Source organism: Caproicibacterium amylolyticum (assembly GCF_014467055.1).
Classification (GTDB): domain Bacteria; phylum Bacillota; class Clostridia; order Oscillospirales; family Acutalibacteraceae; genus Caproicibacterium; species Caproicibacterium amylolyticum.
In genome coordinates this window covers 153,990-170,703 of record NZ_CP060696.1, presented here as the reverse complement: position 1 = coordinate 170,703, position 16,714 = coordinate 153,990, and the positions used below count along the sequence as shown (strand labels likewise).

Below are 16,714 nucleotides of genomic sequence, written 5' to 3'. Positions count from 1 at the left end.
ACTTTTTAATCATTGGAAATGAACGTTTCCAGCGGAGAGGTATCAATATTTTTGTGTGTCCGCAGGTTCACATACAGCTGGCTTGCAATCAGCGTGGTTCCGCCGGCAATATTGCTTTCAATGTTCAGCGGCAGAATCGGGTCATGTACGCTCAGACGAAGCAGCGCCCAGCCGTCACCGGCCTGCTCATCAAAAGCAATGCGAACACCTTCGCAGCCTTCCGGGTCAATGTGCCAGTGCGGCTGATGTCCTGCGCAGGTGCTCAAACTTGCCAGTACCGCTTCTCCCTCTGTGCGAAAGTCTTCCACCATGATTGGCAGGCGGATTTCCGCTGCTTCCGCAGGTTCCGGCAGCGGTGCCAGCAAGTCTTCCAAATCTTTGCCCTGCCCCCGCAGAACAGCGGTTTTCATAATGATTTTTGTTACCAGATATGCGCCGTCATCCAGAAAATAGTTTTCCCGCATGGCAGCGTGTCCGCTGGTTTCAATAGCAAGCGGGCAGTCCACGCCCTCTTTGTTCAGGCGCAGCGCTTCGTCAATGACGTTTTTGTAGCCGCGCTTAAAGCGGCGCTGTTTGCCGCCCAGTGTTTCTTCAATATAAGTTTTCAGTCCGTCACTGGTTACAGAATCCGTTACCACCGTACCGCCCGGCGCATTTTCCAGTGCGATTGCGCTGGCGATGGCAACAAGCCGGTTGCGGTTGATTTCATTTCCGCTGTGGTCAACCGCGCCGCCGCGGTCAACGTCGGTATCAAAAATCACGCCCAAATCGGCGTGATTTTTTCTTACCGCCGCACAGACAGATTTCATTGCTTCCTCATTTTCGGGATTGGGAATGTGGTTGGGGAACATGCCGTCCGGCTCCAAAAACTGACTGCCGGAAATATCCGCGCCAAGCGGCTCCAAAACATCCTTGGCGTAAAAGCCGCCTGCACCGTTTCCGGCATCCACAACAATATGGAATCCTGCAAGCGGATGGTCATAGTCCTCGGCCTTAACGCCGTCCTGTATCATTTTGCGCAGACGAGCACTGTACTGCGCCATATAATTGACTTCCTCGGTTGTTCCCTGCAAAGCAGGCGGTGTATCGCCATTCTGCGCGTGCTCCAGAATCTGCTCAATGTCACTGCCCTCCAACCCGCCGTCACGGGTGAAAAACTTCAAACCATTGCGGAAAAACGGGTGATGGCTTGCGGTGATCTGCACCGCACCGGTGCATGCAAGCTCAACCGTTGTCATAAACATGCTGGGGGTGGAGGCAAGCCCGCAGCAAAGCACACGGCAGCCCGCATTTATAAGTGCGTGCAAAACCGCCGCCTGAATCCGATCCGCAGAAATGCGGGAATCATGCCCCACGGAAATTGTCATTTTCTCCGGTGCAGTACCGGTTTTTGCGGCAAGCCACAAAACAAACCCTGCTGTCATTTTTTCTATATTTTCATCGGTCAGGTCGATTGCCTGTTCATCCGGCGCACCAGAGCTGGCAACGCCGCGGATATCGGTTCCGCTTTTGAAGTGTTTCCAGTATTTATCAAGCATCTTTTCTTTCCTCCCTGAATTTCCGCGGCAGAGCGGCTTTTATTTTTATTATACAGCAGCACTTATAATTTGTAAAACAAGAGCTTTCGTCGGAACACACAAAATAAATAAAATGTATTTATGCAAATCATCATTTTTGGTACAAAAGTCGAATTTTAGTGCTTAATTTTACCTGAATATTGGTTGACAAAAGGGAAACGGCTGTTATAATTAAATTGGTCATACTTGCAGGGGTTTCTTTTGAAGAAATTTCTTAACACATTAAGGGGGATGCGGATATGGCAGATTCTTTACTGGAGATACATGATGTAAATGTTCCAAAATTTTTAGAGCTGCTGGATCAGTGCCAGGGCAATGTTTATCTGGTTTCTAATGAGGGTGACAAACTGAATCTGAAAAGCAAACTGTGCCAGTTGGTGGGGCTTACCAGCCTGATTGAGGGCGGAAAGATTGCCTCCTGCTACATTTCCTGCGACAATCCGGAGGATGAGTCCATGCTTTTCCGTTTCAATCTGTTCGGCAGCAAAGGCGATAGTTCGCCCAATTAATCTGGTTAACAAAAAGGCCGCCCAAAAGGGCGGTCTTTTTTTGATAAAGGAGGACCTATGAAAAAGATTTCCCGTATTCTGGCGGCTGTACTGGCACCTGTTTTTCTTTTGTGCGGCTGCCAGATTTCCCTTTCGGGCAGTACAGCATCCAACATTGTTTCCGCACCAAAAAGCAGCAAAGCTGCAGCCGCCTCTTCGCAGGCAGCTGGACAAAAGGCAAGCATCTGGTACTTTGACGTTGGGCAGGGTGACAGCGAACTGCTGCAGCTGCCAAACGGAAAAAATGTGCTGATTGACGCCGGCACTTCGGAAAGTGCGAAAGGGCTGGTGAAGCTGCTGAAAGATCTCGGTGTTTCCAAACTGGATGTTGTCATCGCCACCCACCCGCATGCCGACCACATCGGCGGTATGCAGAAGGTGTTGGAAAACTTTGAAATCGGGCAGTACGTTATGCCGCGTGTGGCAGATAAAGATGTACCGACCACCAAATTGTATACCAATCTGCTGACTACCATGAAACAGAAAAATATCAAAGCAACCCAGGCCAAAGCCGGCCTGTCCTTAATGAATGACAGCAGCTGTAAAATTGAGCTGCTGGCGCCAAAGTTTGCAAAGTATAAGGAATTGAACAACTATTCCGCTGTGGCTATGGCAACGATTGGTGAAAAGAAGTTCCTTCTCACCGGTGATGCAGAAAAAGAAAGTGAACAGGAAATGCTGAAAAGCGGCACGGATTTGCACGCAGACGTTTTGAAGTGCGGTCACCACGGCAGCAAAACCAGCAGCACCGTGGCTTTCTTAAAAGCTGTTTCCCCCACGGCGGCAGTGATTTCCTGTGGACGTGGAAACGACTACGGCTTCCCAACACAGCAGACGCTTTCGCATTTGACAAGCATTGGTGCAAAAATTTACCGCACTGATGAACAGAAAACCATCTGCGCACATACCGACGGCAAAACCATTACATTTGAAACAGGCCTTGCTTCTGCCACGGGGACGTAAAACACACGCATAGATTCTTTCTTTAAAGTTTTCGCCAGCCTCGCGTGCCCCGAAGGGTATTCTAAAGAAGCCACAGAAAGTAGTTTCTTGACATTTGTGAGCATTGCTATAAGAGCAAAAGCATCTTTACTCCTTATACCCAAAGTCGGGAATTCCATGCCATCGTTTTTTGAAGTAAAATGCAGCCGTTTTGGGGCGGCGTTCACGCGTAAACAAGCCCTTTTTGTTGCCGTCCACACGCATAATGCCCTGCACAGTGGCAAAGTCGGCGAAATTCCATACCTGCTCCCCGATAAAGAATGGGAATTGGTCCAGCACTTCATTTTCGCGCTGATAATACTCCGCCTGAAATTCTTCGCTGAACATTTCCGGTACGACCTCGTGAATCCCGGCGACCGCATCCGCACCATACTCTGTAAACATAACCGGTTTGCCCTGTTTTGCCCAAAACTGCATCTCCATTTTCAAGCCGCTGCAGGCCGCGTCCAAATCGCCGGAAAGGTTGTACCAGCCATAGTAACGGTTCAGACACACCACATCCATGGTGCGGGTAGTAATGTCTTTTTCATAGCTGTTCTGACAGCAGACCACCGTAACCGGCCGGTTCTGCGGGTCAATCTGATGTACCAGTTCATAAAGTGAATGCCAGTAGCGATAAGCAGATTCCGGAAAATTGTCCAGATCCGGCTCGTTGCCCAGCGACCACATTACCACACAAGGGTGATTTTTGTCACGTGCAACGATTTCCCGCAGGACATCCTCATGATGCGCGCGGATGTGCATGGTTTCATAGGGGTCACACGCCGGACCCATGCCGATTCCCACGGCGGGAACCTCATCGATAATGACAATGCCCTCCCGGTCGCAGAGATCGTACATTTCCTCTGCATAGGGATAATGACTGGTACGGAAAGAGTTTGCACCAAGCCAGTGCATCAGATTGACATCCTTTACATTCAGACACACATCCGTCCCACGGCCGTGAAAAGCGGAGTCTTCATGTTTGCCAAAACCTTTAAAGTAAAGAGGCTTGCCATTAATCAGAAATTTGGTACCCTCTACTTTTACAGCGCGCAGGCCAAAAGTCTGCTCATAGACATCCGTGCCAAAGGTAAAACGTGCTGTGTACAGGTAAGCCTTGCCCGGCCACCAAAGCTCCGGGTGCGCAATCTGAACGATGCCCACCGCGCCCTCTGCTCCGGCAACCTCCTTGCCCTGTGCATCAAGAATCGACACACTGACCGCACCGCTGCCAACAGTGCGGACGGAATAGGAAACCTGCGCGGTCTGGTCATCGATTTCCGGAACAATAGAAACATCGGCAATGTAGTCTTTTGGCGTTGTATACAGCAGTACCGGGCGGTTTAAACCGGCATAGTTAAAGAAATCAAAGTTCGGCAAATTTTGTTTTGCGCGGTTCGCTTTCGCAGCTTCCACGCTGGGAATGCCAGGGTTATCACTGCCCATGAAAGAAGTCCCTTTTTCGTTGCCGACCGGCAGAGTGGAAAAATCAACACGGTTATCCACTGCAACCGTCAGCAGTGCTGTTTTCCCGCAGAGAAGCATCTCTGTCACTTCTGTTTCAAAGGGCAAAAAGCCGCCTCTGTGCTCGCACAGCAGCTTACCATCCAGCCAAACCTTGGCAGTGTGTGTCGCCGCGCCAAAGCGAAGGACAACGCGCTGGCCCTGCCAAAACTGCGGCACACAGATTTTGCGCTGATACACCGCCCAGCCGCAGTGATTCCGGTAAGCACGCACATCTTTCTGGTCATTGTAGGAAGCCGGAACCGCAATCGGCTCCGCCTGCTGTAATGGCGTATCTTTCCAACTTTCCTCGCTTTCACCCTCCTCACACAAATGAAAATTCCAAACACCGGAAAGTTCCTGAATCCCGCGTGATGTACTGACTTTGGGGTACAGCATTGTTAATTCTCCCTTTTCTGACGGTATTATTGATTCTTTTTATAATACCGGTATTTCTGCCTTTACACAAGTCAATTCTGCATCCGAACCCAATGCAGTAACCAGCAGGTTTACAGATTCGGCACCTTCACAGTAAGATGCCGGCATATAAATTAAATGCGGGTCGCCACACATCATGGGGGACTCTTCCCAATTCAGAATGCGTCCCAGCAGCCGGTTTCCTGCCCACACAGCCGCCAAAATGTTCTTTCCACTAATGCGGAGATACATACTTTGCGCCGGCATTGCCGGCATCTGCAGCTGTACCAATGTCATACTGCCCGGTTCCAACCGCAGCGGCAGCTGGCCATTCGTTTTTGCGGCACTGTTCTGTACAATTTCAGTAAGCGTTTCCTCCGGCATCGGTACAAAACCGCAGGTTTCAATTTGTTTGCCGCAGTACAGTGCCGGACTGCCCACAGGCTCATTCCAATCCCGTTTTGTAACGCACAGCTCCAACTCTGCTGTTTTCTTACCCTGCAGGAACGCGCTCAAATCCACAAACGGATTCAGCGGATTCACGAGTTCCGCCCGCTGTCCGTCTACGTAAATGACGGTCTGCGCAGATGAATCTTTTATTTGCAGAATAAAGCTGTTGCAATCCGGCGGCAAAGTCACCGTTTTGCGGTAAACCGCGCGCAGAGGGGTGCGGGTGGTGTTCCATGCGTTGACAGAAACCATTGTTTCCACCGCACGCTGCGGCACACGCAGAGAATCCGGCAGGGAACCCTCATAGTAGCTGAAAAACCAGTTGCTCTCCAGTTCCTGCACTTCACAGACATCCACTGCACCTGTAATACCGCGGCCAGAGTCCAGCATCAGTGCAGGCAAACGTGCATCCGCAAAGTTGCTGTGCCCCCAAATGGCAGTCAGCACCTCGCAGTACCCGCTGCCGGGGAACCAGCGTGCGGCGCCTGCACCCGCATAAGTTTTTAAAAAACCGCCGCGGCGAACACTGACAAGATCACTTCCGCCCAGCAGCAAAAGTCCTTGCCCACTCACAGAAAGCTTGTAGCTGCCCATGCCGCGGTACACACCAAGGTGCTCCAGCGGCCGAACCGGTGCGGTTTGATACGGCAGATTTTTCAGGAGATTTTCGCCGGTACGAATTTCAGTAAAGTCGCCCGCTGATGTTATTTGTGTTTCTTCTAGCTGTTTCGGTATCTGCACACAAGCTAGCGGCAGGGAGCGCATTGCACGTTTTTTTGCAAAGACAGCACGCACACCGTTTGCGCACGGCGTTTCCTGCGTAAGCTGAAAAACTTTGCCCTCTATTTCCAGTTCGGCATATGGTGTACTGCTTTCCGACCAAAAAGTCAAAACCAATTCACCGTTTTGCAGTTCGGTATTTTCCAGTTCGCCGTTCGCGAAACGGAGTGTTCCACATCCGCCAAACAAAGACAACGGAACCTGCACTGGATAGAACAGCGCATCGTGTTTGCAGACAAACACTTCCGCATCAATTCCGTTATATTGAATGTGTGCTGTACCGTCCTGTTCACCAAGGTTTGGCACGCAGACAAGGCTGCCGCCGCCTGCAAGCGCAAGCCGGTAGAAAACTGCATTGGTGGGAAAATCACAGTGCACCCGCAATGCTTCATCTGCAACAGATTCCGCGTCTGCCAAAGACTCGCCAAACGTATGCAGCAGCCCCGCCAGACTGCGGCCCTCAAAGTACTGGGTACGCAGTTCGCCTGCCGGACCAATCATGCTGTCGCCGCTGTAGTAAGTGGTAATAAAAGACGCCGGATTTTCACGCGTACCCCAGTTGTTGGTGCTTCCGGTAAAGCCGAAATTGGTGCCGCCCACCTGATTGTACGGCCCCAGCAGTTTTACCCCGGCAGCCAGCTCCCGCCGAAGCAGCAAGTGGTCACAGCTGGTTTCGCTGACCAGCAATGGGCGGTCAAGCGCTTCCAGCCGCTTTGCATAGTAGTGGAATTTTTCGCCGAAGTGTGGGTCGCAGACATCGCCGTAAAAGTTAAAACTGATGTCTACGTCATCCGCCCAACCGGTGGCACCCTCTACATTTGCTTGCCCAGCACAGCCAAACAGCGGCACCGTTATGCCCGCCGCGCGGGCCATATCCTGCAGTGCTTCCATGTAGGCGCGTGGATTGCGGCAGTCAAAGAAGTCCAGCTCATTTTCGATCTGCATCAAAATCACAGTGCCACCCTGCTCGATTTGGTGTGATGCAAGGATGGGCAGAATATGGTCATACCACTGCTGCACTGCGGCAAGATATTTCGGGTCATTCTCGCGAATCTTTAGTTCCGGGTCGGTCAATACCCATGCTGGCAGCGCACCGCCGTCCCACTCTGAGCAAATGTACGGACCGGGACGGGCAATCACATACATTTGATGTTTTGCCAGCAGGTCAAGGTACACTGCCGCGTCCTTTTCACCCGAAAAGTCCCATTCGCCCGGCGCGGTTTCATGGTAGTTCCATGGAAAATATACATCTACGCAGTTGTAGCCGCACTCTTTCAATTTTACAATTCGATCCTCCCATTCCGCGCGCGGGATTCTGAAATAAAAAAGGGAGGCACAGAGCAGGACTGTCTTTTTGCCTTGAACGGTAATGCCGCTCCTGTTAAGAATTATAGGATTCAAAGTTATCATTCCTTTGCAGGTAGTTCCTTTATTTACATCCATACCGGCATAAACTGCCTTTGTGCACAGACCAAGAAAAAAGGTTTATAAAACGGAAGCTGGCACCGAAAAACCGATGCCAGCTTCATTAGAGAGATGCTGTTTGCTTATTTTGCGTCTGCTGTTTTTTCTGCATCAAGCTGGGTCTGAATTTCTGCCAATACCTTGTCATATCCGGCATCTTTCAGTGCCTGGCGGAACTTATTGACGGCTTCTGTTGGGTCGCCCGCCTTGCCATAGGCAATGGACGGGATGTAGGTGTTGCACACATCAGCAACGGCGGCAATTTCGGAAGAAACGTTATCCGGGGTGAATGCGAACTTGCCCAGTGCGTACTTGCCGGCAAAACTGCTCAGCTCTTTGTAGATTTCATTCTTGCCGGAGTACCAGTTAGTCGCGTCCGGCTCGTACTTATCCATACGGCCTGCCCAGAAGTTGGTGTCAAGCGCGTCTTTCGTTGCATCCCAGCCTGTGGGATGGTCAAGCTTGCCATCCTTCATAACGTAGTCCTTGCCCTCAATGCCATGGTTGTGCAGATAGTAAATATCTTTGTCGTTGCGAATCAGGTCATAAACCATCAGTGCACGCTCCGGATTCTTAGAGGTTGCACTGACTGCCATTGCACCGTGGGTATCAAGGTCCTTATTCACGTTCTTGTTCTCCATGCCCCAGTAATAGAACTGCAGGTTAGAACCGGGCTGTTTTGCGTCCATGTTCGGACGGCGGTCGGTAATATAGCTTTGGGTATGGTGCTGGTCAGCGCCGCTCTTGCCGGCATACATCAGGTTGGTGGTGTCGCCCTGATAATTCAGAACGTCGGAACGCCAGTAGCCGGCGTCGCCCCACTTCTTCATCAGTTTTGCAAAATCGACGAACTCATTGGAGTCCATAATCGGGCAAATAGCCTTGTACGGGTTGGAATTGTCATAGTAGAAAATCTGGTAGTTGCCTACATCTGTACCCAGCATAACGGTGTCTTTGGTGTGGGACTGAATATAGCCGGGATAGAGGCCGGAAAGGTTGTTTGGAGCGCCTACATCCCACGGCACAGCATCAGGATGGTTCTTCTTTACAGCGGCAAGGTACTTTTCAATGTCTTCAAACTTTGTGACTTTGTCAATACCCGCCTGCTTTGCCCAGTCGCCGCGGTAGTAGAAGCCGTGGTTGGTGTACTGGGTGTACTGATCCTCCGGGATAAACCAAATCTTTCCGTCCTTCGTGCAGTCCTTCCAATCCTCTTTCGGTACAGAAGCATAGGTCTGCGGTGCATAAGTGGAAAGCATATTTTCATCCAGCGGCAGGAACGCGCCTTTCTTTGCGCTCTGCCATGCGTACAGCCAGTCGGTTGCGGTAACAATCAAATCCACGGAACCGTCGCCGCTGGACAGTGCCAGCTGGTACTTGCTCTGCCAGTCTGCCCACTCAATGTACTGCAGGGAAATTTCGGCGTTCACCTTTTTAGTGAGCAGCTTGTTTTCCTCTGCGATAGCCGCTTCCATACGGCCGTTGGTAGGTTTGTTGCCCAGCACCAGCATATTCAGCTTAACGTGCTCAGAGGTGTCCACCTTTTTGGCGGCAGTACTGTCTGTGGCAGACCCGGCGGAGTCAGCCGCAGAACCTGTAGGACTTGAACCCCCGCCACAAGCTGCAAGGCTCATGCTCATTGCGGCTGCAAGTACAAAGGACGCTGCTTTTTTAAATGCGTTGTTCATATATAATCCTCCCTTTATTCGGAATTTCTTCAGATTGAAATTCCACGTTTAAATGACAGTGCAGAAACTGCACGAATCAACCCTTTACGGCACCCACGGTAATGCCGGAAATGAAGTATTTTTGTACAAACGGATAAAGGAAAATAATTGGACCGGTGGCCAGCACGGCAGTTGCCATTTTCAGTGTCTGCGTCGGCAGCATGCCGATGCTGACATTTGCGCCCGCCACAGACTGCTTCAAAGCGGAAGCAGTATTTACAATTTTATAAAGATAATACTGCAGTGTTGTGTATTTCGCATTTGGCAGGTACAGCATTGCGTTGTACCATTCATTCCAGTAACTCAGCGCCAGGAACAGACCAACTGTAGCAAGAGCCGGTTTCAGCATGGGAAGAATCAGGGAAACGAAAATTCGGAAGTCACCCGCGCCGTCAATCTTGCCGGATTCGGTCACTTCAAAAGGAATCGACTTCATAAAGTTCTTCATTAGGAAGATGAGCCACGGTGTCATCATAGCCGGCAGCAAAACCGCCAGATAATTGTTTTTCAGGTTTAAGTAACGAACCATCCACAGGTAAGTCGGTGCCAGGCCGGCGGAAAACAAGGTGGTGAAATAAATGTAAAAAGAAATCTTATTTCGCAGGAAGAAATCTTTGCGCTGCAGTACATAGCCGGTCATTGCAATCAGGAACAAACCAATGGATGTACCAATCGCGGTCATACCGATGGTGACAAGGTACGCACCCCCAAGCTGTTCCGGCGCCAAAAAGGCAATTTTGTAAGCCGCCACTGAAAAGTTCTTTGGCAGGAAGCCCACACCTTCGCTCATAATGGTGTTTTCATCGCTGAACGAGGCGGAAACCATCATAATAAACGGCAGCAAGCAAAGTATCGCAAAAATTGAAACAACGATATATGAAACAATGGAAACCACGCGTGAAACATTGTCTTTTTTAATTTTAACAGCTTTCACTGTTTTCGTATCATTCATAACTTTCCCCTCCTTTAGAACAGCGCGTAGTCCGGTTCAATCTTCCGCACGGCACCGTTGGCAATCATTACAATGATTAAGCCAACTACCGACTGGAACAGACCCGCCGCAGAAGAATACGGGAAGTTGAACTGATTGATAAGTGTACGGTAAACATACGTTTCAATAATATCCGTCATTGGCAGCAGCGCTGCATTAGCGGAACCAACCAGATTGTAGAACAGGCCGAAGTTGCCGCGGATAATACCGCCGATTGCAAACAAAACCAGAATAATAGCGGTTGGCTTCAAGCTTGGCAGCAGGATGTAGCGGATGCACTGAAACTCGTTTGCGCCGTCAATCTGTGCTGCCTCCATAATACTGGTGTCGATGCCGCAGATAGTTGCAAAGTAAACAATCGAGCCGTAACCGGTCTGCTGCCAGAGGTTTACCAGAATGATGATGCCCGGCCATGCATTCGGGTCAGAGTAAAATTTCGGGGCTGTGCCGCCTACGGAACGAACCAACGCCGGAATCAAGCCGTAATCGTAATTCAAGGTGTAGTAAGCAAGTACGCCAACCAAAACGGCTGAGATAAAGTAAGGCAGGAACATCAGCGACTGTGCTACCTTTTTAAACCACTTTTTTCGTATCTCATTGAGCAGCACCGCAATGAATATCTGCAGCACGTTGCCAATAATGATAAACGCAAGGTTGTAAAGCACGGTGTTGCGTGTCAGCATTAGCAGCTTGCCGGAATTCCACAGGAACTTAAAGTTGTCCATTCCAACAAACGGGCTGCCAAAGATGCCGTCGCGGTAGTTAAAGTTGGTAAATGCAATGTAGGCACCCGGCATCGGCAAATACGCGAACACCAGAAAGAACACGATTGCCGGCAAACTCATCAAGATAAGTGTCCGGCTGTTTTCCCACTTTTTCCTTGTGGGTGATTTCAGCGCCAGCGTGTGCTGAGCGCCTCCTTTGTTCAGTTTGTTCATCATTCAAAATCCTCCCCATAAGTATTTTGAAGTATCGAAATCGGTTTTATTCGGAATAAAGCGAATACATTAAAATTTTTGTTCTTTAGAGCCTTGTTTTGCAGCAATATGCTTTCACTTTGTGGAAAAGCTCGTTCACCATTTGCAACCGATTTCATAAATGTGCAAAGAAAAGCTGCTGTCTGCTATTGCTCCCACACATTTTCTGTAGTCATAATGTATCGCAACCGCTTTCATGCCACTATTATATGACTCCCCACATATGATGTCAAGTGCTTTTTGGACATTTTGATTATTTTTTTCCAATGATAAGATGTAATTATATGAATATTATTTTCGTACACTTTGTGAAAGTGTCTTCCTATTTCTTTTTGCCTCACGGAAGCAGGCTTTTTTGTATTAGAAACCGGTTTCTTTATCTCTGGCACATATATTCTATCCCTACTTGGACCAATATTTTACATCAAAAACAAAGTACCCGGTTCCTTTGCTTTGAACTGGTACCTACTAGTTCAGCCATGTGTTTGCTGCCGTTTTGTACATGACTCCCGAATCACCAGCTTCGGCGTAATTAACTGTTCCCGCGAAATTTCTTTTTTTTCGATTGCTTTTACCGCAATCTCCACCAGCTTTTCACCAAAGGCTGGGTAGTCATAATCCACGCTTGTCAGTTTCGGGGTCGAAATTTCTGACAGAAACGTATTATCAAAACTAATCAAGGACATATCCTGCGGCACACGGATTCCTCTTTCTGCAGCTGCCTTTAACGCCCCCACGGCCGTAAAGTCATTGACTGCAATCACCGCAGTCGGGATCTCCTGCAATTCCAACAGGCGCGTCATACAGCTGTAGCCCGCCTTTTCAGAATAGTCCCCCTCCTGCAGGTAATCCTCGCGGAAAGTCAAGTCGTTTTTACCCATCAGATAAATGTACTGCTGCCATTTGTCATAAGTCGATTTTTTGCGTTTTTCGCCGCCAATCAGCGCAATCCTGCGGTGTCCCAGTGAAGTAAGATACTGAAAAATAATTTTCATACTCTCCACATCATCAATATTCAGCCGGTAGCAGTCCGTGCCATCCAATTTTCCGGTTGTAATAAACGGTATGGTGCGGGTAATCCGATTCACGTGCGCCGCATAGGCAGAATCTGAAACCAGATCATCCACACGGCAGCCTATTTGTATCACAGCATCCACTCGCTGCTCATACATTTTTTCCAGATTACTGTCCTCCAACTCATCGTCATTCAGCGTATTGCAAAGCATTACCGTATAGCCGCATTTATTTGCGGCTTCTTCACATTCCACTGCCAACGCGGCATAGTAAGGATTTCGGATATCTGCAACCAACAGGCCCAATATCTTTGTTTTAGTGTCACTTAAACTTCTTGCCATTGCATTTGGCCGAAACTTGTACTTGCGGATGAGCCCCTCTACCGCTTCCCGCTTTGCCGTACTGACACTGGCTCTCTTGGTAATTACGCGTGAAACGGTCGCCGGAGATACTCCCGCTTCCTCTGCAATGTCATAAATCGTAATTTCTTTTTTGTCCATGCAAAGACCTCCCTGTTCAAACACAGCACACATCATGAAATGGGTTTCAACACTGCTAAAGCCGAGTTTGCTTTTTAGCCCGTCAGCCACCCGTTACTTATAAAAACTTGATTCTATGATACGCGAAAAAGACGAAGATAGCAAGGTGAATTTTAGTTTGGAACTGGTTTCATACAATTTTCATGATACTTTCTATTTAAATATAGTGTTATTGCCGAACCCGCTTTTCATTTGCTCATCGGTTGATTTTTTTCTTTAAAAAAACGCAAAAACAGGATTTGGATCAGCGTCTTTCTGCCATGCCGTGGCAGAAAAGGCCAAGATCCAAATCCTGTTTTGCAAGCTGCAGCTGTTGCTTTAGCCGCGGCGGTTATCGTTCAAAAATTTATCCCAGTCAAAATCACTGCTGGCGTTTGTGTCTTTCTTTGGCACCGCTACCGGACGTGCCGCAGCCTGCTGAGTAGCAGCAGAGGGCGGTGTTGGCGTGGACTTTGGCGCGGCAACGGGCCGCTGTGTTGTTGGGTGAGCAACAGGTGAGGCAGTTTGTGCAGCAACGGTCGGACGGCCGCGCAGGTTGCGGGGAACCGCATTGGAAGTAATCGGCGGCTGCCGATGGTGGGACTGCGCTCTGGCGGCCTGCGCACGCTGTGCACGTTTTGCTGCTTCCTTCTCGGAAAGCACAGGCAGCACTAACGTTTCTTCATCTTTCTTCGGCGGTGTGTAAATCGGCGGTGCCGTACGGGTTGCCGGTTTTGGCACAATCGGCGGTTTTGTACGTTCTACAAATTCTTCATATTCCTCGCGGTGCTGAATTCCATCACTGCTGGAATTAATGTCTGTAAAATTGTCAATGGTATCTTCCATCGTTTCCGGAATATGGCGCGGAATAACCGTTGCAGTCGCACGTGTGGCACCGCTGTTTTGTGCAGCCGCCGGATGTGTGTCCTCAGTAATACGCTCTAATTCGCTGGTTGCATACTCAAAGTCGTCACTGTCCTCATAATCGTCTTCTTTATGTCCGGCTTGGCCACCGCCGCGGCGCTTATGTGAGAAAAACTGCAGATAAATGAACGCACCAATTCCGCAGACTGCCGCAATAATCAGGCCCACACCCAGCATAAACAGTGAGGAAGTGCCGCCGTTTTTGCCGGCTGTAACTGTGCCTGCTCCGCCCGCTGCCATGCTGACAGTAGTGGATGAAACCGCTGAAGATGCGCTGGACAGGCCGGACATCAGGTTGCTCCAGTCCTCGGAATTTGCATTTGGAGATGTACTTGCAACTGCCGAAGCGTTTTGGTTGATATGGCTTTCATAGGTGTTTGGCCGCTGTGTAACAGAGGCAGCTCCGCTGTCACTTACCACGTTGTCCGGATCTACATACTCCTGCCGGCTTGTTGCCTTGCTGGGAGTTTCATCCGTGTTGCCGCCGGAAGGTTTGGAATAGGAGGGTTTCTCAGCGTTAGACTGTGCCGGCCTTTCCGGTTCCTTGGAAGCCGGCTGAGAAGGTGTTTCGGATTCTGCCGGTTTGGATTCCGGTGCCGGTTCCTGAGATGCCGGCTCACTGCTGGCAGGTGTATCCGGTACTTCCGAAGTGGGTGGAGTGGGTGTAATATCGCCTGTGCCGCTTTCTGCCCATGCAGAAATGCTGAAAGAGGACACTGTAAAAACGAGTGTGAAGAGCAAAAGCAGTGTACGAACTGTCTTTTTTTTCACTTTTATTGTACCTCCAGTACAAAGCGGGCAAAGCGCCCGCCAGACATGTTTTCCATTTATCAGTGTTTTCTATTTTAACACAAACAAGTACACGAATACAAGAGTTATCGTGTGACGCAATTCGGTGAAAAATCCGTATTTTCTGCCATGACAGAACCGCTTCCGTTGTGCATAAACCTTTTGGGACAGAAATCTGCCGGAATTACGGCAAAACCACACCTATTTTTACCGACTGTTTTCTTCCGTTTCTTCTTGATTTTCGTTCAGGATATCCCGCGCCAGCAGTTCCAGATCACGATATGTTTCCAGTTCGCCGGAGCGGCGGCGAAACTCTGCCGCTCCCCGCAGCCCATGCAGATACCACGCAACGTGCTTGCGCGCTTCGTGCATGGCGCGGTGCTCCCCTTTATACTCCACCATTTTGGCAATATGCTGCAGCATGACGGTCATCCGCTGGTAAAGCCCCGGCTGCGGAACAATCTCCACCTGCTCCTGCAAGGCCGCATTGATCTGCTGGAAGATCCACGGATTTCCCATCGCACTGCGTCCAATCATAACCGCGTCGCAGCCGGTCTGTTCCAGCATATGTGCCGCGGCATTCGGCCCCGTAACATCCCCGTTTCCAATGACCGGAATGGAAACTGCCTCTTTTACGGCGCGGATCATGCGCCAGTCCACACCCGGCTTGTACATTTGCGTTTTTGTACGCGCATGTACCGCAACTGCGTCCGCACCCGCTTCTGCACAGATTTTCGCCACCTCCACCGCATTAATGCTGCCGCTGTCCCACCCGGTACGGATTTTTACGGTCACCGGAATGTTCACCGCATCCTTGACTGCCGCCACGATTTCCCGGCACAGCTGCGGCGTCTTCATAAGCGCCGCACCGCTGCCGGAAGCATTGATTTTCGGCACAGGGCAGCCCATGTTGATATCTATAATATCCGGCCCAAACGCAAGCGCACGTTTGGCTGCCAACGCCATTGTTTTCGGCTCACTGCCAAAAATCTGAATGCCGCACGGGTGTTCCTTTGGGCCGATATCCATCAATCCCGCTGTCTTTTTATCTTCATATTCCAGCGCCTTTGCGCTCACCATTTCCGTTACGCAGTAGCCCGCGCCAAAGCGCACGCAAAGCTCCCGAAAAGCGCGGTCGGTCACCCCCGCCATCGGTGCCAGCAATGCCTGTCCTGTCAATTCCACATTTCCGATTTTCAACATAAATTCCTTCCCGGCCGCCTGTTTTTAGTCTTGCGGCTGCTGAACATTTTCCGTATTTATTATACACACTTTTGTGCATAAACAAAAGTATTGCGCACATTTTACGGCAGGCGGCAGTTTGCGGCTTTTCCGCGCCACAGAATCGTGGTATAATAAGGTTTATATCACAACACTGGAGGAACCATTTTATGCAGCAGCCCGCCGTGACAGCAGCTGAATCCCTTTTTGAACCACAGGATTTCGTGCAGTATGTACAGTCCTTTCTGCAGGAGGAAATGCCGCTGAGCGCTTTGCAGGTTCACAGCAGCTCTGCCAAACAACAGGACTTTTCGCGTTTGGATGTGCGAAACAGCCTGTTTGAAAACTGCACATTTTCAGAATGTCCTTTTGACGGTGCTTCTTTCACCGATGTCGTTTTCCGCGGCTGCGATTTTTCCAACAGCGTTTTTACGGATGCCTTTTTTGAACGATGCAGTTTTCAGAACTGCCGCTGCCTGGGCACTAACTTCGGCGGCTCCGTTTTTCGGCAGTTCAGCGTAAAGCAGGCAAACCTGCAATATGCCTGTTTTGACCGTGTGAAAATGACCGATGCTGAATTTCGGGAGTGTGATTTCACAGAGGTCTCGCTGGCTGATACCACACTCAAACGCTTTTCGGCAGCTGACTGCCGCTTTGTTCGCTGCAGCTTTTTCAAAACGATGCTCACCGGTATTGATTTTTCCAACAACACCTTTTCCTCGCCCATTGTTTCCTCGCCGCCTGTGGAACTGAAAGGCTGCACAGTCAGCCTGACGCAGGCTGCCGGACTGGCTGGCCTGCTGGGTGTAAAAGTCCGGCTTTAATTATCT

12 protein-coding genes are annotated in these 16,714 nt (G+C 49.9%); 3 read left to right on the top strand and 9 right to left on the bottom strand.

Features of this window, described 5'->3' with window-relative positions; all coding sequences use genetic code 11:
- Window positions 1–5 precede the first annotated feature (5 nt).
- A complete protein-coding gene (locus H6X83_RS00745; RefSeq protein ID WP_212507295.1) occupies window positions 6–1,538 on the bottom strand; it encodes a phosphohexomutase domain-containing protein in 1,533 nt (510 codons plus the stop codon).
- Window positions 1,539–1,816: 278 nt separating this feature from the next.
- Here H6X83_RS00745 and H6X83_RS00740 point away from each other — a divergent pair, with 278 nt between their 5' ends.
- Both H6X83_RS00740 and H6X83_RS00735 read left to right on the top strand, forming a co-directional pair.
- On the top strand, window positions 1,817–2,086 hold the full coding sequence (locus H6X83_RS00740; RefSeq protein ID WP_212507294.1) for a hypothetical protein: 270 nt from the start codon (window positions 1,817–1,819) through the stop codon (window positions 2,084–2,086).
- 57 nt (window positions 2,087–2,143) lie between these two features.
- Complete coding sequence (locus H6X83_RS00735) at window positions 2,144–3,088, top strand: ComEC/Rec2 family competence protein (RefSeq protein WP_212507293.1); 945 nt, start codon at window positions 2,144–2,146, stop codon at window positions 3,086–3,088.
- Window positions 3,089–3,214: 126 nt separating this feature from the next.
- On the opposite strand, the gene uidA is transcribed toward H6X83_RS00735, so the two are convergent.
- The 8 genes from uidA to dusB all read right to left on the bottom strand — a co-directional run bounded on the left by uidA (window position 3,215) and on the right by dusB (window position 15,866).
- On the bottom strand, window positions 3,215–5,011 hold the full coding sequence (gene uidA / locus H6X83_RS00730) for a beta-glucuronidase (protein WP_212507292.1): 1,797 nt from the start codon (window positions 5,009–5,011) through the stop codon (window positions 3,215–3,217).
- Window positions 5,012–5,050: 39 nt separating this feature from the next.
- Window positions 5,051–7,669, bottom strand: coding sequence for a beta-galactosidase (locus H6X83_RS00725; protein ID WP_246419687.1), 2,619 nt, complete (start codon window positions 7,667–7,669; stop codon window positions 5,051–5,053).
- Between the two features lie 137 nt (window positions 7,670–7,806).
- A complete protein-coding gene (locus tag H6X83_RS00720) occupies window positions 7,807–9,411 on the bottom strand; it encodes an ABC transporter substrate-binding protein (protein WP_212507290.1) in 1,605 nt (534 codons plus the stop codon).
- A 76-nt stretch (window positions 9,412–9,487) separates the two neighbouring features.
- Complete coding sequence (locus H6X83_RS00715) at window positions 9,488–10,402, bottom strand: carbohydrate ABC transporter permease (protein WP_212507289.1); 915 nt, start codon at window positions 10,400–10,402, stop codon at window positions 9,488–9,490.
- A gap of 14 nt (window positions 10,403–10,416) precedes the next feature.
- Window positions 10,417–11,382, bottom strand: coding sequence for an ABC transporter permease (locus H6X83_RS00710; RefSeq protein WP_246419381.1), 966 nt, complete (start codon window positions 11,380–11,382; stop codon window positions 10,417–10,419).
- A 509-nt stretch (window positions 11,383–11,891) separates the two neighbouring features.
- Window positions 11,892–12,932 carry a LacI family DNA-binding transcriptional regulator gene (locus H6X83_RS00705; RefSeq protein WP_212507288.1) on the bottom strand — a complete coding sequence of 347 codons (1,041 nt, stop codon included), beginning with the start codon at window positions 12,930–12,932 and terminating at the stop codon, window positions 11,892–11,894.
- A gap of 357 nt (window positions 12,933–13,289) precedes the next feature.
- Entirely contained in the window at window positions 13,290–14,645 is a 1,356-nt protein-coding gene (locus tag H6X83_RS00700) for a hypothetical protein (RefSeq protein WP_212507287.1), read from the bottom strand.
- Window positions 14,646–14,870: 225 nt separating this feature from the next.
- Window positions 14,871–15,866: a tRNA dihydrouridine synthase DusB gene (gene dusB / locus H6X83_RS00695; protein WP_212507286.1), complete on the bottom strand. Its 996-nt coding sequence runs from the start codon at window positions 15,864–15,866 to the stop codon at window positions 14,871–14,873.
- 188 nt (window positions 15,867–16,054) lie between these two features.
- Between dusB and H6X83_RS00690 the strand changes: the two genes are divergently transcribed.
- Window positions 16,055–16,708, top strand: coding sequence for a pentapeptide repeat-containing protein (locus H6X83_RS00690; protein ID WP_212507285.1), 654 nt, complete (start codon window positions 16,055–16,057; stop codon window positions 16,706–16,708).
- Window positions 16,709–16,714: the final 6 nt, after the last annotated feature.